This is a genomic window from Paenibacillus cisolokensis (assembly GCF_018403665.1).
Classification (GTDB): Bacteria; Bacillota; Bacilli; order Paenibacillales; family Paenibacillaceae; genus Paenibacillus_AH; species Paenibacillus_AH cisolokensis.
In genome coordinates this window covers 19,643-37,661 of record NZ_BOVJ01000058.1, presented here as the reverse complement: position 1 = coordinate 37,661, position 18,019 = coordinate 19,643, and the positions used below count along the sequence as shown (strand labels likewise).

At 57.7% G+C, this 18,019-nt stretch carries 10 protein-coding genes and 5 pseudogenes; 2 read left to right on the top strand and 13 right to left on the bottom strand.

Annotation, left to right across the window (positions count from 1 at the left end; genetic code table 11):
* Positions 1–317 precede the first annotated feature (317 nt).
* Together PACILC2_RS26580 and PACILC2_RS08075 are read right to left on the bottom strand one after the other, a co-directional pair.
* Positions 318–1,130: pseudogene (locus PACILC2_RS26580) on the bottom strand (serine/threonine-protein kinase); the annotation flags it as partial.
* A gap of 170 nt (positions 1,131–1,300) precedes the next feature.
* Complete coding sequence (locus PACILC2_RS08075) at positions 1,301–2,854, bottom strand: extracellular solute-binding protein (protein ID WP_244863352.1); 1,554 nt, start codon at positions 2,852–2,854, stop codon at positions 1,301–1,303.
* Positions 2,855–2,986: 132 nt separating this feature from the next.
* Here PACILC2_RS08075 and PACILC2_RS08070 point away from each other — a divergent pair, with 132 nt between their 5' ends.
* Positions 2,987–4,075 carry a cache domain-containing protein gene (locus tag PACILC2_RS08070; protein WP_213528485.1) on the top strand — a complete coding sequence of 363 codons (1,089 nt, stop codon included), beginning with the start codon at positions 2,987–2,989 and terminating at the stop codon, positions 4,073–4,075.
* Entirely contained in the window at positions 4,054–5,283 is a 1,230-nt protein-coding gene (locus PACILC2_RS08065) for a helix-turn-helix domain-containing protein (protein ID WP_213528484.1), read from the top strand. Before PACILC2_RS08070 ends, PACILC2_RS08065 begins: the two co-directional genes overlap by 22 nt.
* Before the next feature lie 35 nt (positions 5,284–5,318).
* On the opposite strand, the gene PACILC2_RS08060 is transcribed toward PACILC2_RS08065, so the two are convergent.
* The 11 genes and pseudogenes from PACILC2_RS08060 to PACILC2_RS28515 all read right to left on the bottom strand — a co-directional run bounded on the left by PACILC2_RS08060 (position 5,319) and on the right by PACILC2_RS28515 (position 18,009).
* Positions 5,319–6,455 (bottom strand): glycoside hydrolase family 88/105 protein, encoded by a 1,137-nt coding sequence (locus PACILC2_RS08060; protein WP_213528483.1) that lies wholly within the window; start codon positions 6,453–6,455, stop codon positions 5,319–5,321.
* A gap of 58 nt (positions 6,456–6,513) precedes the next feature.
* Positions 6,514–7,393 (bottom strand): annotated as a pseudogene (locus tag PACILC2_RS08055) (carbohydrate ABC transporter permease).
* Positions 7,394–7,413: 20 nt separating this feature from the next.
* Positions 7,414–8,322, bottom strand: a complete 909-nt coding sequence (locus tag PACILC2_RS08050; protein WP_062492922.1) for an ABC transporter permease — start codon at positions 8,320–8,322, stop codon at positions 7,414–7,416.
* Between the two features lie 34 nt (positions 8,323–8,356).
* A complete protein-coding gene (locus PACILC2_RS08045) occupies positions 8,357–9,910 on the bottom strand; it encodes an extracellular solute-binding protein (protein WP_213528491.1) in 1,554 nt (517 codons plus the stop codon).
* 242 nt (positions 9,911–10,152) lie between these two features.
* A complete protein-coding gene (locus tag PACILC2_RS08040; protein ID WP_062492921.1) occupies positions 10,153–11,187 on the bottom strand; it encodes a glycoside hydrolase family 88/105 protein in 1,035 nt (344 codons plus the stop codon).
* 30 nt (positions 11,188–11,217) lie between these two features.
* Positions 11,218–12,051, bottom strand: a complete 834-nt coding sequence (locus tag PACILC2_RS08035) for a carbohydrate ABC transporter permease (RefSeq protein WP_213528482.1) — start codon at positions 12,049–12,051, stop codon at positions 11,218–11,220.
* Between the two features lie 3 nt (positions 12,052–12,054).
* A pseudogene (locus tag PACILC2_RS08030) lies at positions 12,055–12,950 on the bottom strand (carbohydrate ABC transporter permease).
* 86 nt (positions 12,951–13,036) lie between these two features.
* A pseudogene (locus PACILC2_RS08025) lies at positions 13,037–14,342 on the bottom strand (ABC transporter substrate-binding protein).
* A gap of 1,389 nt (positions 14,343–15,731) precedes the next feature.
* Positions 15,732–16,019, bottom strand: a pseudogene (locus tag PACILC2_RS28520) (response regulator); the annotation flags it as partial.
* A 1-nt stretch (position 16,020) separates the two neighbouring features.
* On the bottom strand, positions 16,021–17,778 hold the full coding sequence (locus PACILC2_RS08015; protein ID WP_213528481.1) for a cache domain-containing sensor histidine kinase: 1,758 nt from the start codon (positions 17,776–17,778) through the stop codon (positions 16,021–16,023).
* A gap of 27 nt (positions 17,779–17,805) precedes the next feature.
* Positions 17,806–18,009: a hypothetical protein gene (locus PACILC2_RS28515; RefSeq protein WP_307860445.1), complete on the bottom strand. Its 204-nt coding sequence runs from the start codon at positions 18,007–18,009 to the stop codon at positions 17,806–17,808.
* Positions 18,010–18,019: the final 10 nt, after the last annotated feature.

Here is an 18,019-nt window from a genome sequence, read left to right as displayed (position 1 = left end):
CGCAGCCGGTAGCGCGGGTCAGGCACCGGCAGATCGTCTCCTGACGCCGCATCGCTGCCAAGCAGCGCATCCCATTCCGGTACGGCGTCCGGCGATTCCACTGCATCGCAAACGATTCCCGCCGCGGCAAGGAGACGGACAAGCGTAACGGCAAGGAAGGAAGCGCCTGCGCCCGGTGTGAGCGAAGCGATCGCGACCAGCGGTCCCCGTGTGCGTGCCGGCGAATACGGCTCCGCCTTGCCCCAGGCGGGCGGCACAGCCGCACCCGCTGCCGCCCGGATCGCCTCGCCGGCGGCGGCCATCGTCGGATACCGGCGCTCCGGTCGGGGCTCGAGCAGCTTCCGGAGCACGTCCCGGAATTGATCGGGCGCATCCGGCTGAAGCGGCGGCAATGCCGCGGACGAACGGTCCTGGCGGCGAACGGCGGTACCGTACAGCAAATAATGAAGCAGTGCGCCCAGACCGTAAATATCCGTACGCGCATCGCTCTGCCCGTCGCCCTCCTGTTCCGGCGCCGCGAAGCCCGGCGTCCCAAGCAGGAACGTATCCTGACGGCTGCCTTGCTTGAACAGCCGGGCGATGCCGAAGTCGATCAGCCGGACATGGCCGGAGCGGTCGATCATGACGTTGGACGGCTTCAGATCGCGATGGATGATGGGCGGCGACTGCCCGTGCATATAGGAGAGCGCGCTGCACAGCTGGAGCGCGATGGCGACCGATTCCGCGAACGGCATCCGGTTTCCGTTCGCCCGGTGGCGTTCCGCCAGCGTCTCGCCTTCTATGAAATCCATGACGATCGCTTCCCGCCCCTGCTCGTCAGGCGGATAATAATCGGTAATCGCCGGCAAATTCGGATGGCTGAGCCGCATCAGCATCCAAGCTTCCTCGGCGAATCTGTCGCGCTCCTCCGGGGGCGCAACCGTTACCTTGAGCGCGCGGAGCTTGCCGTTCAGGCGCAAGTCCTCCGCCGCGTAGACCGTCCCCATCCCGCCCTTGCCGATCGGGGCGACGATCCGGTAACGGCCGCCAATGACCGAACCGACGGTCCACGCCTTCGCTTCTTCGCTCCACGCCCCTTCCGTCAGATACGCTGTTTCCGGGTTGTCCTTCCGCCATACCGTCACGATCATCCGCTCCTTTTCCGTTAATCCGGATTTACGCAAAAAACAAGCACCCCGCCGGCTGCGCCGAATGGCGCTGATGCAGGCGGGATGCTTTCCCGTTAACCGATATCGGGGCTACGCTCGCGTAAAATGCGTGCTTGCCCGGTTCTTATTTATGTATTATATAACAGATTCTCCTAATGGAAAAGCCCGAACCCGTTCGTTTCGTAACCTCGGGCAGCGGCATGCGCCTCGTTGATTTCGCGGATCGCCCGATCCCCTCCGGCAGAGCGCCAGCGGTCGACCGCTTCCCGAAAGCCGTCTTCATCAAGCTTGCCAAGAATAAACAGATACGTTGCCTCCTCGATCAAGCTTCGCAGTTCCTCGCCCTGATTGCTCAGCGTTTCGGATTCAAGCGCCGCAGCGGGGTTACGAACGGCAATCGACAGGTTGTCCTCGTTCAGCGCATCGCTTCGCGCCTTGAGCGGATCCCCATAGGGCTTCAGGGAAGGCTTCCCCATTCCCATCAGCGATACAAGCGGCCTCACCTCCCGCTCTTTCAGCTCCGAAGCGCCTTTCAGAAATTCGACGTATTGGCCGTCAACGACCCGGTAATGAACGCCTTCGATGCCGTAATTGAGCAAATTGTACATGTCCGGCTCGGACAGCCGGTCGAAGAAAGCGAGAATCTCCTTGAGCTCCGTTTCCGTCCGCACGGCCGATTTGGGAAACACGAACATGCCGTTATGGCCGGCATGCGACCAGACATGATGGCGTCCGTCGGGTCCGGCGATCCGGTTTGTCATATTCACCTTTACGCCGGGATTGAGCTTCGCCGCGGCTGCATACAGATTGCGGGCGTCGTCGAGATTGCCGATATAGATGCCTGCCCGGCCTTCCGTAAATTCCGCCCATTGCCGCTGCTTGCTCGTAATGGCGAACTCCGCGTTCATCAGTCCGTTCTCGTACAGGCTGCGCATAAAGCGCATCGTTTCGAGATAGCCGTCGAACATAAATTCGGGCAGCAGCTTCCCGTTCCGCTCCCCCCATTCATTGGGCGTATTGAAATAGGAGGACAGCGTCTTGAACGCTCCGTATTTCAGGTCGTTGCGGTCGGCCAGCCCGTAGGTGTCCCGCTTGCCGTTGCCGTCCGGATCGTCCTCGGTGAAAGCTCTCATCACCTCGTACAGCTCCCCGGTCGTTGACGGAGCGGCCAGCCCCAGCGCTGCCAGCCAGTCCTCGCGGTAGATGACCCCTTGACGCGATAAGTCGCGCTCCCTGTATATGCCGTATATTTTGCCGTCGATCGCGATATTGCGGAGAATGTCGGGCGACATCCGCGACAGATTGGGATAGTCCTGCAGATAGGGGCCGATCTCCCAGAAGCTTCCCGCTCTGACCGCTTTAAGAAAGGCCGTGCTGCGCAAATTTTGAACGGTAAAAATGTCCGTCAGGCGGTTGGTGGCAAGCGCGATGTCGATTTTTTCCTCCTTCACATTATCCGGCACCCATGTAATGGCAAGGCGGGTGTTCGTCCTGCGTTCGATCTCGCGGAGGACGGTGTCATCAGGCGGAGCGTCCGTGTACAGAATGGCGGTCCATGACAAGACCGGCTCCGATCCGACGCCGGCGGCATCATTCGCGGCGGAATCCGGCAACCTGCCCGGGTAGATAGCGGCCATCGCCGCGACAACGGCGGCAGCAGCCAGAATAGCGGTTGACCAGATCAGCATTTTCCCCCAATTCGTCATTTCAGATCACCGTCCTTCTCCCCTGCATCGGGGAACTTTTGGTATACTGCATATAAAGAAAGCGTTTTCGAATCCGGCTGGCCCTTCCGGCCGCCGGTCGATGTCGCGATGCAGAAGATGCGGGAGGTTCGCATGAGCAAAAAGTCGAATTCGTACTTCATACGCATGCTGCTGTTCGGTCTGCTGATCAGCGCGCTGCCGGTCGTCATCGTCGGCTTATTCTCTTATATGAAGACGTCCGATACGATCCAGCGGCAAGCCCATGACAGCAAGCTGCAGCAGCTGCGGCAGATTCAGACGAATGTCGAGCAGTTGATGAAGACTGTCGATCATTCCATGACGTACTTTGTCAACTCCGCTTTATTGAAGTCAACCATGTTGGAACCGCTTACGGTCGATCAATTTCAATTATTTAATCAAATCCGGAAAGAAGTCAATCATCTGCAGACTTTTGACACCGGGATCGAAAACTTCATATTGCTCAGTACGGCGAAAGACTGGTATATCGACAACTCCGGCCTCTACCGATTGCATGAGATTGCCGATCGGGACAAGCTGCTCGATTATTTCGCGAACACCGCCGACTCGCTTTGGCTTGCCGAGACGCCGGAGGAGGCGGCCGTACCGGTCCCTTCCGCAAAGCGGTGCGGCGTCCAGTTCAATTTGGTCAAGAAGCTGCCGCTCACATCGGCCGGCAAGCACGGGCTGGCTATGGCAAGCATCCCTTCGTGCACCATAACCGAGCTCATCTCGTACGACAAGAGCAGCGAGACGGTGCTCATTCTCGACGATCGGGGCAGGACCGTCCTTCACGAGAATGCCGGCCTGCTCCCGGAGACGGCCTACCCCATTCTGTACCGGGAGATCGGCCGCTCGGCATCCGTTCATGACCAGTTCAGAACGGTATTGAAAGAAGGCGAATATTCGGTTACCTTCCGCAAGTCCGATTACAACGGATGGACCTACGTATCCATCATATCCGTGAAGGAGTTGACGAAAGATTCCCGTTCCATCGGCTGGTTCACCGGCCTGATCTGCCTGGCGTTGCTGCTGCTCGCGCTGCTCGCTACCTGGATCGGCTCGCACCGGCTGTATCGTCCGGTCGGCCGGCTGCTTCAGCTGGCGTCCCAGTTTTCCCTTCCCGGGAGAAGAGGGAAACGGACGACTTCACCTATCTGGCCGAACAGATCCGGCGTGTCGTGCAAGAGAAGACCGAGCTGAAGGAGCGGATAGAAGCTCAGGCGGAGCAGGTGAAGGCGCTGTTCACGATGAAGCTCGTTCAGGGCGGTCATGCGCTTGGCCGGCACGCGCTCCGCGAACGGATCGTCTCGCTCGGCTACCCGGTCCCGTCAGGCGGTTATGCCGTCGCCGCCTTGCGCATCGATACGCTGGACGGCACCCCTTATGAACCAAAAGACGTCGATCTGCTGCTGTTCGCCGTGAACAATATTGTGGAGGAGATCATACCGGCGGATGAACGCTTCACCCCTGTTATTCTCGATCAGTCTCAGGTTACGCTCGTCGTCAACCGGCAGGAGACGGACCGCGATACGTTTCTCGAAGCGCTGAACAAGAAGGCCGCGACCGTGCAGGCAGCCATCCGCCAGGTGCTCCAGCTGTCGGTCAGCTTCGGCATCAGCGGCGTGCATACGGAGCCCGCCAATGCGAACAATGCGCTGCTGGAGGCGTTGGAAGCCTTGAAGCACCGAATCCGGCTTGGCGACAGCGCGATCGTCTTCTATCGCGATCTGCCGCAAAAATATGCGCTTGCCACTTACTTTCCCGCTCATCTGCAGAGCGAGCTGAACGACGCGATCAAGCTGGCGGACAGGCGCAAGACCGACGAAGTGCTGAACGAACTGTTCGGGCATCTGTTCCGTCAACGTCTCGGACCGCATGACTTCGAGCTGTGGACGGCGCGCATGCTGATCGACCTGATTCATCTGTCGCATTCTTTGGGCATCCATTATGTGGAGTTCGCCGACAATCCTTCGTTGTTCGATCACCTGTTCCGCCTGCGGTCGCCGAAGGAGATCCGGAGCTGGTTCAGGGAGGCGATCATCGAACCGCTGATCTGCGCGATCGAGGAAAGGACCGCCTCCCAATACCGGAACATATCCGAACGGATTATCCGCATCATTCACGAGGAATTCGACCGGGACATTACGCTCGAAGGGATTGCCGCAAGGCTGCATTACAATCCGAATTACATCAGCGGCGTCTTCCGGAAGGAAACCGGCATCTCCTTCAGCGAATATTTGGCCAGGCACCGGCACCGCATCGCCGTCAGGTGGCTCACCGAAACGGAAATGTCGGTCAAGGAAATTTCGGAGAAGCTGCGGTACAACAATGCCCAGAACTTTATCCGTTCCTTCCGCAAGATGGAAGGCGTTACGCCCGGAAAGTACCGGGAGACGTACGGCGCCTGAAAGCGCCCTTTCTCCCGTTTCCGGCTGCGCGGCGGCTACGGCTTCATCGCATCATGCACCGCCTTGCACGCCAGCACAAAGGCGCCGACGCCGTGCAGATCATTATCGACGGCCGGCCGCGATACGTAGTGGCCATAGTCGCCGGCCGACGTGCCGATGCAGATCGCCGGCACGACCAGTCCATGCTCGTCGGCCTTCAGGATGCGCAGCAAGCCTTCGTAGCCGGCCTGCGCCGCTTCCCATACGGGCGCGCCGGCGCAGCCGAACCGTACCGCCCGGGCCATCGCGCAGACGAACAGACTCGAACAGGATGTCTCCAGCCAATTGTCGGGCCGGTCGCCCCTGTCGACCACCTGAAACCACAGACCGCTTTCCCGGTGCTGGAAGCGGACGAGCGCGTGAACGAATTCGCCCAGCACCCGGGAGAGCTCTTCCCGTGACGGATGATCGTCCGGCAGCGCTTCCAGGAAGTCAGTCAGCGCCAGCCCGTACCAGCCTAGCGAGCGGCCCCACAGCTCGGGCGAACAGCCGGTTGCCGGATCCGCCCACGGCATCTGCCGTTTCTCGTCCCAGGCATGAAAATACAGTCCGGTCCGTTCGTCCTTCATATGGGAGCGCATAAGGCGCTCCTGGCGAACCGCCATATCCGCCAGGCCGGGTTCGCCGTACCGCATACCGTAGCGGACCGCAAATACGCCGCCCATGTACAGGCCGTCCAACCACATCTGGTATGGATATTTATCCTTGTGCCAGAAGCCGCCCTCGCTCGTCCGGTTCAGCGTATCGAACAGCCCCCGCAGCTTGGCGGCCGCGATGCGGTAGCGCCCGTCTTCGGCGCCGTACCGCTCGTCCATCTCCAGCAGCAGCAGTCCCGCCTGGATGGCGTCCAGCTCGTCCCGCCGCATGTACAGATTGCCGTGCGGATCGATCAGGCCGTCCGCATATTCCCGGACATATTCCACATACCGGTCGTCGCCGGTCTCCTTCCACACCTCGAGCATGCCTGCAAGAAATACCCCCTGGTGATAATGCCACCGGTTCGCTGGCGGCAGCTCCAGCGGCTGATACCGGTTCATCAAGGAATCGCATGCGGCCGCAGCCCATTTGAGAGGCGGGCATACGGATTCCGCCGCCGCGTTCACATGCTTCGTATCGGCAGACTGTTTTTTCATGTCTTGCTTCGTCTCCTCTCCCAGAGCTTGCTTGCCCGCTTCGTCATAACGGATGCCGCTATCCTTTGATCGACCCGAGAAGCGCGCCTTTGTCAAAATATTTTGCAAAAACGGATATACCAGCAGCACCGGAACGGTCGCCACGACTATGACAGCCATCTTGATCGTCTGATCGGGCGGCGTGATGAAGTCGTCTGCGAAGCCGGAGGTATCCGCCGATATCCCGCTGGCCAGGATGACGATCTGCCGGAGCAGCACCTGAACCGGCCACTTCTCCGCGCTGTCCAGATATAGAATGGCCGGCAAATACGTATTCCAGCAGGTGACCGCGTAGAACAGCGAGACCGTCGCGATGGCCGGCATCGACAAGGGGATGACGATGCGAAACAGAATGCCCCAATCGCTGCATCCGTCGATCTTCGCCGATTCCTCCAGACCGTCCGGGAGATTAAGGAAGAAGCTGCGCAAAATGATGAGATTGAATGCGTTAATGGCCGACGGCACGACAAGCGCCAGATAGGAATCGATCAATCCGAGCGCCTTCACGACGATAAATGTCGGGATCATGCCGCCGCTGAACAGCATCGTGAAGACGACCATGAACATGATGATCCGCCGGCCGGGCACGTCCTTGCGCGACAGCCCGTATGCCATCAGACAGGACAGCAGCATGCTGAACAGCGTTCCGAACGCCGTCACGCCGACCGAAACGCCGAGACTGCGGAAAATGACGTTCGTCGAAAAATGTACCGGTAAGCGTCGAGCGAAAACTCGGTCGGAAACAGGACAAACCGCTTCCGGGCCAGCTCGCCGACCGTGGTGAACGATCCGGCGATGACGTGAACGAACGGTAGCACCGCCATCAGCGCGATCAGGAGCAGCAAAGCGTAATTGACTGTATCGAACAGCCGGCTGCCGAATGTTCGGTCTTGCACCAAGTCCGTTCCCTCCGTTTCCCCTAATATACGCCTTCTTCGCCGAATTTCTTCGCGAGCCAGTTGGCTATGATGACGAGAAGCAGGCCGACGAACGACTTGAAAAAGCCGACCGCCGTGCTGAAGCTGAACTGGCCCTGTCTCAGGCCGGCCGTGTAGACGAAGGTGTCGAAGATTTCGCCCACCTCGCGGTTCATCGAATTGAGCAGCAGGTACACATGCTCGAAGCCGAGCTCCAGCACATCGCCGATCTTCAGAATAAGCAGAACGACGATGACGCTGCGGATCGACGGAAGCGTAATATGCCAGATTTGCCGGAACCGTCCGGCGCCGTCCATCCGCGCCGCCTCATACAGCTGCGGGTCGATCGCCGCAATCGCGGCCAGATAAACGATCGTGCCCCAGCCGGCCTCCCGCCATATGACCTGCAAAATATACATCGGACGCAGCCAATTTTTGTTCAGCAGGAAATTTTGCTTCTCCAGGCCGAGCGAGGCGAGTCCTTCGTTCACGATGCCGCCGTCCATCGTCAGCATGACGAAGGAGATCGAGACGATGATCACCCATGACATAAAATGGGGGATGTATACCGCCGTCTGAACGAACCGCTTGAAGGCCGCCAGGCGGACTTCGTTCAGCATGACGGCAAGGATAATCGGCAGCGGAAAGTAAAATAGCAGATTCAATCCGAACAGCATGATCGTATTGCGGAATATGCGCCAGAACAGAGGATCGGTGAACAGCCGCTCGTAATGCTTGAAGCCGACCCATTCGCTGCCGAATATGCCTTCATAGGGCCGGTAGTCCTGAAAGGAAATAACCAGTCCCCACATCGGTACATATTTGAAGATGATAAAATACAGAAATCCCGGCAATATCATCAAATAGACGGCCCTGTTGCGAACGATGCGGCGAATCAACTCGTCATTCATAGCGTGCAACTTCCTTTCGCGGGGCTATAACCGGCTACTTTTGGGACTGCTGATACGATTCCGCCAGCTCCGTCATCATCTGCTCGCCGCCCTGCTTTTTCCACCGTTCGATCTCCTTGGCAAAGCCCGCTTCATCCAGCTGGCCGAGAATGAAATTATAGGTGGCGTCGGTTATCATTTGCTGCAGCTCTATGCCTTTCTCGCCCATCGTCGCGGAATCGAGAGCGGCGGCGGGATCGTGGATCAAGATTTCGTTATTGTCGAGCACCAGCTCCTCGGCCTTCGCCTTTACAGGCAGCGGATGGTACGCCTTCAGCATGTCGATGGTGCTTTCACCGCCAATTTGCAAAATTTCGTAAGGCTTCTGCTCGCGGTCGGTCATTTTCGTGTCGCTGTTTTTGACGACCAGCCCGTTCTCCAGCGTATAATGCTTGCCTTCGATGCCCCATTTCACCAGATTGGCCAGCTCGGGAGACATCAGCTGATCGAAGAAGGACAGAATCTGCTTCAGCTCCTCTTCGCTTTTGACGGCGGACTTCGGGAACAGCACGATATTGCCGTAGCCGGGAATCGACCAGACCCCGGCGGCGCCGTCCGGTCCCGCAATCCGGTTTACGACGTCGTATTCCGCGTCCGGATCGATCTCCGCCGTCTTCGCATGCAGGCTCTGCACATCCGGCATGGAACCGATATAGACCCCCGCCCTGCCCGTAATGATCAGGTTCTGCTGATCGTCCTTGCTTGTAACCGGAAAATCTTTGTTGATCAGCCCTTCGTCGTACAGCCGTTTGAAAAATTTCATCGTTTCCATATAACCGGGATGCATAAATTCCGGTTCCAATCGATCGCCGTTCAAGCTCCAGTTGTTCGGGGTGCCGAAATAGGACGCGACCGTCTTGAAGGCGCCGTATATGAGATCGCTCCGGTCGGTCAAGCCGATCGTGTCGCGCTTGTTGTTTCCGTCCGGATCTTCTTCGGTAAATTTCTTCATCATGTTGTACAGATCGTCGATCGTCTCAGGCTCCGGTATGCCGAGCTTGTCCGCCCAGTCCTTGCGGTAGATGACACCCTGCCGGGAAAGCGGCCGCTCCTGATACAGACCGTAAATTTTCCCGTCGACGGCCGTGTTCTTCAGCACGTTCTCATCGAGCCGGGACAGATTCGGATATTCGTTCAGATAGGGGCCGATTTCCCAAAACTGCCCGTTGCGTATCGCGTCGCGGAATATGATATAGGTCGCCTGGTTTTTCATGTAAACGGCCTGGGGCAGCGATCCGGTGGCAAACGAAGCATTCAGCTTCTCTTCGTAGCTTCCGTCCGGCACCCATTGAATGTCGAGCTGCGTGTTCGTCTTCTCTTCCAGCAATTTCTCGATTTCGTCGTGCGGCACCTCCGGCGTATGCAGGTTGGTCATAATCTTGAGCTGGAACGGTTCTGGCTTTGCCGTCCCTTCACCGCTTTCTCCCGCTTCGCCCCGGCTTGCCGTGTCTCCGTTCGAAGGCGTTCTCCCGTCATCCGAACCGCATGCGGCGAGCAGAGCGCCGAGAACGAACACGGTACAAAGCCATACGGCCGTTTTTTTCCACATCTTTCTCATCGTTTCATGGGACCTCCTTATCGCTTGGGAATGGTTTTCTCTCCCATCGTAAGCCGCCCCGTGCCGTTACGTATATAATCCGCAGCTCATCACCCGTCCTTGGCAGACCGGATCGCAGCGGCGCCCGCCCGCGTTGTGAGATCATGATTATGGGCGTTACGCCTGTACAAAAAAGCTCCATGCCTGCCGCCGGACCGGCGACAGGCATGGAGCCTGCGTTTAGATGTTCTCGTTCAATGATATACGCGGTTTTTCGATTTCAGCAATTCCGCGAAGAAGGCGAGCGCCAACCCTTGCCCCCATCCCTGAATCCGCTTGCGGGATACGTTCTTGTAGCCTTCCGTATCGTGCATGACGGCGGTGCCGGCCGATACGTTCAGCACCGCGCCGTCAGCGGTCACTTGCTTCAGCAGCCCGCCGATCGATTTCTGAATGTACTTGTTGTACAGCGTGCCGAACGCGAACAGACTTGCCGCGATGCCGGCCGACGCCGACGTCTCCAAATACGACTCCTTATCGTTCAGCACCGTATGCCACAGCCCTTCGTCCGACTGCAGACGGACGAGCGCGCTCAGCTGGTCGCGCAGCGACCCTTCGATGATCATATAGGACGGATGCTGCACTTCGATTTCCCGCAGCGCCCTGGCCATCGTGAGCGCCGCCCACGCATTGCCTCTCGCCCAATAGACGGCCGACATATGATTTTTCGCGACGTTGTCCCAGCCGTGATAGTACAGATTCGTCACCGGGTCCTGCAGCAGCTCTTCGTGGCCGTGATATTGCTTGAGGCCGAAATCCCGATAATCGGACCGGTCGAGCAGACGGCCCATCCGAAGCAGAAAATAGCCGGCCATCATCATCGTATCGACCCACGCCTGCTCCGGAAACACATCTTTCTCCGAGTTGACCGTATGCTGCAGCACATCATCGCCGAACCGCTCGGCGTCATGGAGCAAATAGTCGGCCATCCGGACGGCGATGTCCAGATACTTGCTGTCCCCGGTCGATTTGTACAGCGTAATCAAGGAATGGCCGATCGACACGCCGTTGACGGACAGCTTCGGCAGCCCGTCTTCCAGCTTCTCGTCCACCCACTGCTGCAGCAGCTCCATATATTGGCCGTTGCCGGTCGCCTCGAACGCTTCGCAAACGCCGTAAAAGGCGACACCTCCCGGCCAGTCCCAACCGAAATCCATCCGGAACGTGCGGTCCACGATCCGGTCGATCGTTTCGCGAATTTCATTTTCGTCATAGACAAGTTGCGGCATCTCCTGTCCCTCCTCCTGTTCATCGGCGGATCACTTCAATCCGCTTGTGCTGATCCCTTCTACAATATATTTCTGAAACATGAAGAATACGGCCAATACCGGCAGCAGCGTCACGATCGACATCGCGAACATCGCGCCCCAGTTCGAGATCGTTTCGCTGTCGAGGAACATTTTCAGCCCCATCGACACCGGATACAGGCTCGGACTGTTCAGATAGAGCACCGGTCCGAGCAAATCCTCCCATCGCCAATAGAAGGAGAAGATCGACGCCGTAGCGAGCGCGGGCGCAACGAGCGGGAGAATGATCCGGAAGAAGAGGCGGAACTTCCCGCAGCCGTCGATCGTCGCCGCCTCGTCCAGCTCCGACGGAATCGTGCGGATAAACTGGACGAGCAAAATAAAGAACGGGATGCCGAAATATTGCGGCACGACGATCGGTTTGATCGAATTCAGCCAATCGAGCTTCGAGAAAATGACGTATTGCGGCACGAGCACGACGTCATGCGGCAGCATAAGCGTCACCAGCATCACGCCGAACCAGAACGAGCGGCCCGCGAATTTCAGCCGGGCGAAGCCGAAGGCGATGAACGCCGACGAGAACACGGCGCCGATCGTCGACAGCACGACGATTTCCAGCGAGTTCATCATGAAGTCGGCGAACGTTTGACCTCCGATGCCTTGCCAGCCGATTTTGTAGTTTTCCCATGTCCACGGGTCCGGCAGCAGCCGGTGCGCCGTCGTAAAAATCGTATTGCTCACTTTGAACGAGCTCATCAAGAGCCAAATGACCGGGTACAGCAGCAGCAGCGCCAAACCGCCGACAACGAGGTGATAGACAGGCCATTTCAGCGATTTCCCCTTCATCCGTCAGCGCCCTCCCGATTCATAATGGACCCAGAATTTCGACGTTTTGAAGACGAGGGCCGTCAGCACGGCGACGATAATCAGCATAATCCACGCCATCGCCGAAGCGTATCCCATGTTGTTGTAGATGAACGCCTGCCTGAACAGATACAGCGAGTACATCAGCGTGCCGTCAAGCGGACCGCCTTCGCCTTTGGAAATAATATAAGCCGGCACGAACGTCATGAAAGCCCCGATCGTCTGCATAATCGTATTGAACAAAATGATCGGACTGAGCAGCGGCAGCGTAATCTTGAAGAAGCGGATAACCGGGCCCGCACCGTCGACGCTGCTCGCCTCGTACATTTCGCCGGGGATGTTCTTGAGACCGGCCAGAAAAATGAGCATCGAAGAACCGAACTGCCAGACCGAAAGCGAGATCAGCATGGCGAGCGCCGCGTCGGGATCGCCGAACCAGCGGATGCTGTCGAAGCCGAGCGCGTTCAACAGCCGGTTGATGATGCCCTCGTCACCGAAAATGTTGCGCCACATAATCGATACGGCCACGCTTCCGCCGATGATGGAAGGCAAATAATAGACGGTACGGTAAACCCCGACCGCCTTCGACGCGGTGTTGAGAATCATCGCGACGAACAAGGCGAACGCAAGCCGCAGCGGGACGCCGATGAATACGTACAGAAAAGTGACCCGGAGCGAAGTCCAGAACTTCGGATCTTCCAGAAACATATGCCGGTAATTGTCGAATCCGATCCACGAAGGAGCGGAAAAAGATCATAGTCCGTAAAAGACAAATAAAGCGACGTGAATACCGGGATCAAAGTAAAGGCAAGAAAGCCGATAATAAACGGTCCGATAAACGTATAACCGGTCAACGTTTGTTTCCATACGCCGGATTTCATCTATCCATCCACTCCTGTCGGAAAGGGCCGGGCGCGCCGGGAGGCGGACGGCGGCCGGTGGCCGGCCCCGCCGCCATCCCGAATCGCTACTTGTTCTTCCCAAGTACGGCGCTCGCTTCCTCTCTGAATCTCTTGGCTGCCTCTTCGGCCGTAATTTGGCCGAACTGGAGCTGCTCGTTGTAATTTTTCAATGCGGCCATCACTTCGGCCGCCCCGACGGCGCCGGCGGATCGATCGGCGAGCTGTTCTTCTCGGCCCAGGCGACATACTCGAATACTTGCTGTTGGGCGGGCGTCAGATCGGCTTTGATGCCTTCCTTGACAGCGGCCGAAATCGGAACGCCGCGCTCTCCGAGAATCAGCTTGTGCGCGTCGAGGCTGTTCGTCAAAAAGTCGATAAACTTTGCCGCTTCTTCCTTTACTTTCGAGTTTTTGCTGATCGACCAGAACATGCTCGGCTGGAGGTACAGCCCTTTCTCCATGTCCGGCCCCATCATGCGGCCGATTTCAAGCGGCCGGTTCGCAATTTGCTGCAGGGCGACGAATTGGTTCGACCATTGCCAGATGCCGACCGCCTGCTCTTTCACGACCGGATCGTCTTCCGGACCTTTCACTTGCGCCAGCATGTCGGGAGTCGGAACCGCTTTCGCTTTTACAAGCTCGGCCAAACGTCCGAAATATTCGACAAAGAGTGCGTCGTCCTCGTAGCCGAGCGCATTGCCCTCCGCATTGTAAAGCGTTTCGCCGTGCTGACGCAGGAAGTAGCCGAAGAAAATTTCCGCCCGCATGCCGGTGTCGAAATACAGCCCGGCGTCCTTCGCCTTCATCGCCATCTCGACATAGTCGTCCCAGTCATATTGCTCGGGGAACGAGTCGATGCCGGCTTTCTTCAGCAGCGCGGGATCGTAATGGAAGCCGAGCGCATTGACGCCGGCTGTGATGCCGTACAGGCTGTCGCCGATTTTACCCGAATTCAGCACATTTTCGTCGATATCGTCGACCTTGATTTGCACGTCCAGGTAAGGGGTCAAATCTTCCAGCTGGCCCTTGCTGCCATATTGGCTGATATACGAAATATCCATCTGAAATACGTCGGGCAGCCGGTTGGCGGCCGCTTGCGGCGACAGCTTCTTCCAGTAATCGTCGAACGCCGCGTATTCCGGCTCGATCGTCACATGCGGATTCAGCTCCTCATACTTTTCAATGACTTTGAGCGTGTAATCGTGACGCGGCTGCCCGCCCCACCAGGGACGCGAAGCGTCACATCCTTCGGCCCTCCCGCGCCCCCGCCGTCTCCGGTCACGCCTTCCTGTTCGGACGGCTGTCCGCAGGCGCTAAGGAGAAGCGCGGACGCGGCGAGCGCCGCAAGCGCTTTTGTCGTACGTCTCACAATTTCCAGTCCCCTTTCTGCTATAAAAAGATAACCGCTTACAAGTCGATTATAGAAGGAGCCCAATTGTGACCGGAATCCAAATAACCGCTTTCTTTGTTTAAAAAACAGAGATCGCGTCATGGCGATCTCTTGTATTCGGAAGGCGTGCAGCCGGTATATTTTTTGAACACTTGACTGAAGTATTGGGGGTTGTCCCCGAATCCGAGCATTTCGGCGAGCTCGAACACTTTCACATCGTCCGTTCGTTCCAATATGTCGGTCGCTTTGCGGATTCGCGCTTTCATCACATAATGGGAAAACTTTTCTCCCGTTTCTTTTTTTAAACAACTTCCCCAGGTAATCCGCATTCATGTACAAAATTTCGTTGGCTACCCAGTTGAGCGACAGTTCCGGATTTCCGAGATTTTCTTCGATAACGCCGATCATTTTGCCGATAATGGTGGAATGCCTGTTGCGCAGCGCCTTGTAGTTGTCCGACGTAATATTCCGCGCCGTCTCCGTTATGAACGAGCGGAGCGACTGCAGCGTCTGGAGCGAGTCCATCCTGGCGATCGATTGCAGGTAACGGTTCATCTCGCCGGCGTCGCCGCTCTGCCGCGCAATGGCGACGAACAGCGGAATCAGATAAGACTTGGCCATCGCCATATCCATCCGCATATCCGCCAGCGAATCAAACACGGCATCGAGCTCGGCCTCGACGTCGGCCCAGTCGCCGGAGCGTATCATCATGCACAGCCGTTCCTCGTCGATCGTGAAGTTCGCCCGGGTTCCCGCGTCGTCGCGGGCGATATCCCGCTTCGTGATAATGCTGCCTTCGCCGAGATAGAAGCGGTAGTTCAGGCATTCCTGCGTTTCCCGGTACATATGGCGGACGCCGGTAATGTCGCCCGCCTCGCTGATCGCGATCGTCGCGTCGATTTTGTACAGCTCGACAAATTTGCGCTTCACCGAAACGATTTGCGCAAACAGCTTTTCCGGTACGGGCGGTTCCTTCACCAGCAGCAGGACATGCTTGCCGATCGTCGTGCTAAGCAGCAGCACGTCGTGCCCGAGCTCATATTCCGCAATGTTTTTGAAAGCGAAGAGATGCTCGTAGTCGTACATCCCTTCCAGTTGAATGAGCAGAAGACGCACCTGCTGGATTTCGATCGGCATGCCGAACAGCTGACCGTAATCGTCCCAATCGCTTCGCCGGTACGTTTTGTTCGTGACGAGCTCCTTCAGAAACTGCTCCTTCGCGTGCGGCAGCACTTTCATCAATTCCGTCTCCATATTGCGCAAAAATTGTTCGCGGCTCCGGCGTCTGTCCAGCTCTTCCCTCACTTCGTCGAGCGCCTGCCCGATCACCGCCTCGTTGCACGGCTTCAGCAAATAATGCTTCACCCCATAGCTCATCGCGCGTCTCGCGTAATCGAACTCATCGAAGCCCGACAGCATGATGAAAGCGATATCGGGATATTGCTCCGCCGCTTTCTCCACCAGCTGCAGGCCGTCCATCCCGGGCATGCGGATATCCGTAATGACGATGTCGGGTTTGTCCGCCTCGATCATGAGCAGCGCTTCCACGCCGTTGCGCGCCGTGCCCGCAAGCGCCGTCCCGTGCAACCGCCAATCGACGATATGGGAAATGCCGTCCAAAATGATGCGTTCGTCGTCGACGAGCAAAACGTTGTACATGTCACGATCCCTCCTTCTTGTACGGGAAACGGAGATGGACCCGCGTGCCGCTTCCCCGCTCGCTCTCCACCGTTAATCCGTACCGTTCGCCAAAGAGCAGCCTGATCCGCTCGTCGATATTCGCAATGCCGAGTCCCGATCCTTTCGGTTTCACTTCGCCGGCCTTCAGCCGGGCAAGGTACGAGCCGTCCATGCCGGGACCGTCATCTTCCACCGATACAAGCAAATCGCTTCCGTCCAGCCGGGCGGAGACCCGAATGACGCAAGTGCCGATCATTTGCTCGACGCCGTAATGCACCGCGTTTTCGACGAGCGGCTGGATCGACAGCTTCGGAATTTGCGCGTCGGTCAGCGCTTCCGGCACGTCCAGCCGAAAATCCAGCCGTTCCTCGAACCGGATTTGCTGGATCGTAACGTAATGGGAGACGATGTCCAGCTCATGCCGCAGCGAAATGAGCGGCTCCTTCAGGCTGATCGAGCTGCGCAGCAAAAAGCCGAGCGATTCCACCATTTGCGAAATTTGGCGCTGGCCGTTCATTTTGGCCGACCAGTTGATCGAATCGAGCGTGTTGTACAGAAAATGCGGATTGATCTGCGCCTGCAGCGCCTTGAATTGCGTCTCCCGGATCATCAGCTGCTTGACGTAGTTTTCGTTCACCAGCTCACGAATCCGCTCCACCATCATCCGGAAATTCCGGTGCATCTGTCCCGCCTCGTCCATCGCGATCATCTCGTCGCCATCGTCCATATCCTGCGCCTCGAAGCCGGCGAGCTGAACCCGCTTCATCTTTGCGTTCAGCCGTTCGATCGGCCCGGTAATCGACCGGACGAACCGCATGGCGATGAACGCCGTCACGATGAAGACGAGAACGAACACAAAGACGACCAGCTTGCGCAAGTCCATAATGCGCTTAAATATATGGTCGTACGGAATGAGCGTCATATAATGCCAGTCCATATGCGCCGATTTGACATAGGTTACAAAATAACGCCGGCCGTCGACGTCGGTTATCCGGTAGCCCCGACCGTTGCCGGGAGCGGGGCCGAGTTCGGACGGATCGTGCAGCGGCTCTTCGGGATAAACGAGACGGCCGTCGTCGCCCCATATCATAAACTGCGATTGGCGGGTATCCATTCCTTGGGCATAATTTCGAAAAAGCGCTTTCATATCAACGCGAACCGCGAGGTAACCGAGCAAATCCAGGCTCAAATTGACGGCAGAGCGCACTTCGCGTCCGGCCGCCAGGGCGAAATCGGACGGATCGGGCGGAACCCAGGCCACCCCGCCCTGCTGCATCACCGCTTTTTCGCGAATTTCGCGCATTCTTGCATCCGTCAAAGCTTCCCGTTTGGAGCCGACGGCATATTCCTGACCGTTCACATCGTACAGATGGAGCGACAGCACATACTTCTCCAGGGCGCCGAGCGTCACGAGCCGCTCCGTCGTCATCGTCGTGATGACGTATCGCTCGTATTCGGCCGCGCCGTCCCGGATCGCGGACAGATTTTTCTGGATGAGCGGATCGACGACGACGTTGTACGACATTTCCTCGATCCGCTTCAGCTCGTTCTCGATGCCGAACGACGTCAGGCTGAGCGCCTTTGCGGACTGCTGATAGATTTCATCCTCGTACACCCGAAGGGCGTACTGCAAAAGCAGCAGCGAAAGCATGCCGACGGCCGTGACGACGGACGACACGAGCAAAAACATTTTGTGCTTGATCCGCATGTTCGGCAAAACCGATTTGAAGACGGGCAAACGCGCTCTCCTCCCCGCTCATGCTTGTCAGAGCTTTCTGGCCAGATGCAGCGTCACTTCGTCGCGGTTGTGAAACAACTGCTTGGCCCGCAGCACCCGATAGGCCTGCGACAGTCTAGCCGTCGTTTCGCGAATCGTCTGGAACGGCTTGCGGTGCATCAGCTTCACCGTCACGATCGCCGTCGCCCCTTCCGCCAGCGCATCGGCGAGATTGAGCACCAGCTTGCTCATGAGCGCGGGA

Excerpts from the sequence above, each read along its gene's own strand:
- PACILC2_RS08075 (WP_244863352.1), bottom strand. The coding sequence starts at position 2,854 with ATGACGAATTGGGGGAAAATGCTGATCTGGTCAACCGCTATTCTGGCT.
- PACILC2_RS08070 (WP_213528485.1), top strand. The coding sequence starts at position 2,987 with ATGAGCAAAAAGTCGAATTCGTACTTCATACGCATGCTGCTGTTCGGT.
- PACILC2_RS08060 (WP_213528483.1), bottom strand. The coding sequence starts at position 6,455 with ATGAAAAAACAGTCTGCCGATACGAAGCATGTGAACGCGGCGGCGGAA.
- PACILC2_RS08050 (WP_062492922.1), bottom strand. The coding sequence starts at position 8,322 with ATGAATGACGAGTTGATTCGCCGCATCGTTCGCAACAGGGCCGTCTAT.
- PACILC2_RS08045 (WP_213528491.1), bottom strand. The coding sequence starts at position 9,910 with ATGTGGAAAAAAACGGCCGTATGGCTTTGTACCGTGTTCGTTCTCGGC.
- PACILC2_RS08040 (WP_062492921.1), bottom strand. The coding sequence starts at position 11,187 with ATGCCGCAACTTGTCTATGACGAAAATGAAATTCGCGAAACGATCGAC.
- PACILC2_RS08035 (WP_213528482.1), bottom strand. The coding sequence starts at position 12,051 with ATGAAGGGGAAATCGCTGAAATGGCCTGTCTATCACCTCGTTGTCGGC.
- PACILC2_RS28515 (WP_307860445.1), bottom strand. The coding sequence starts at position 18,009 with ATGAGCAAGCTGGTGCTCAATCTCGCCGATGCGCTGGCGGAAGGGGCG.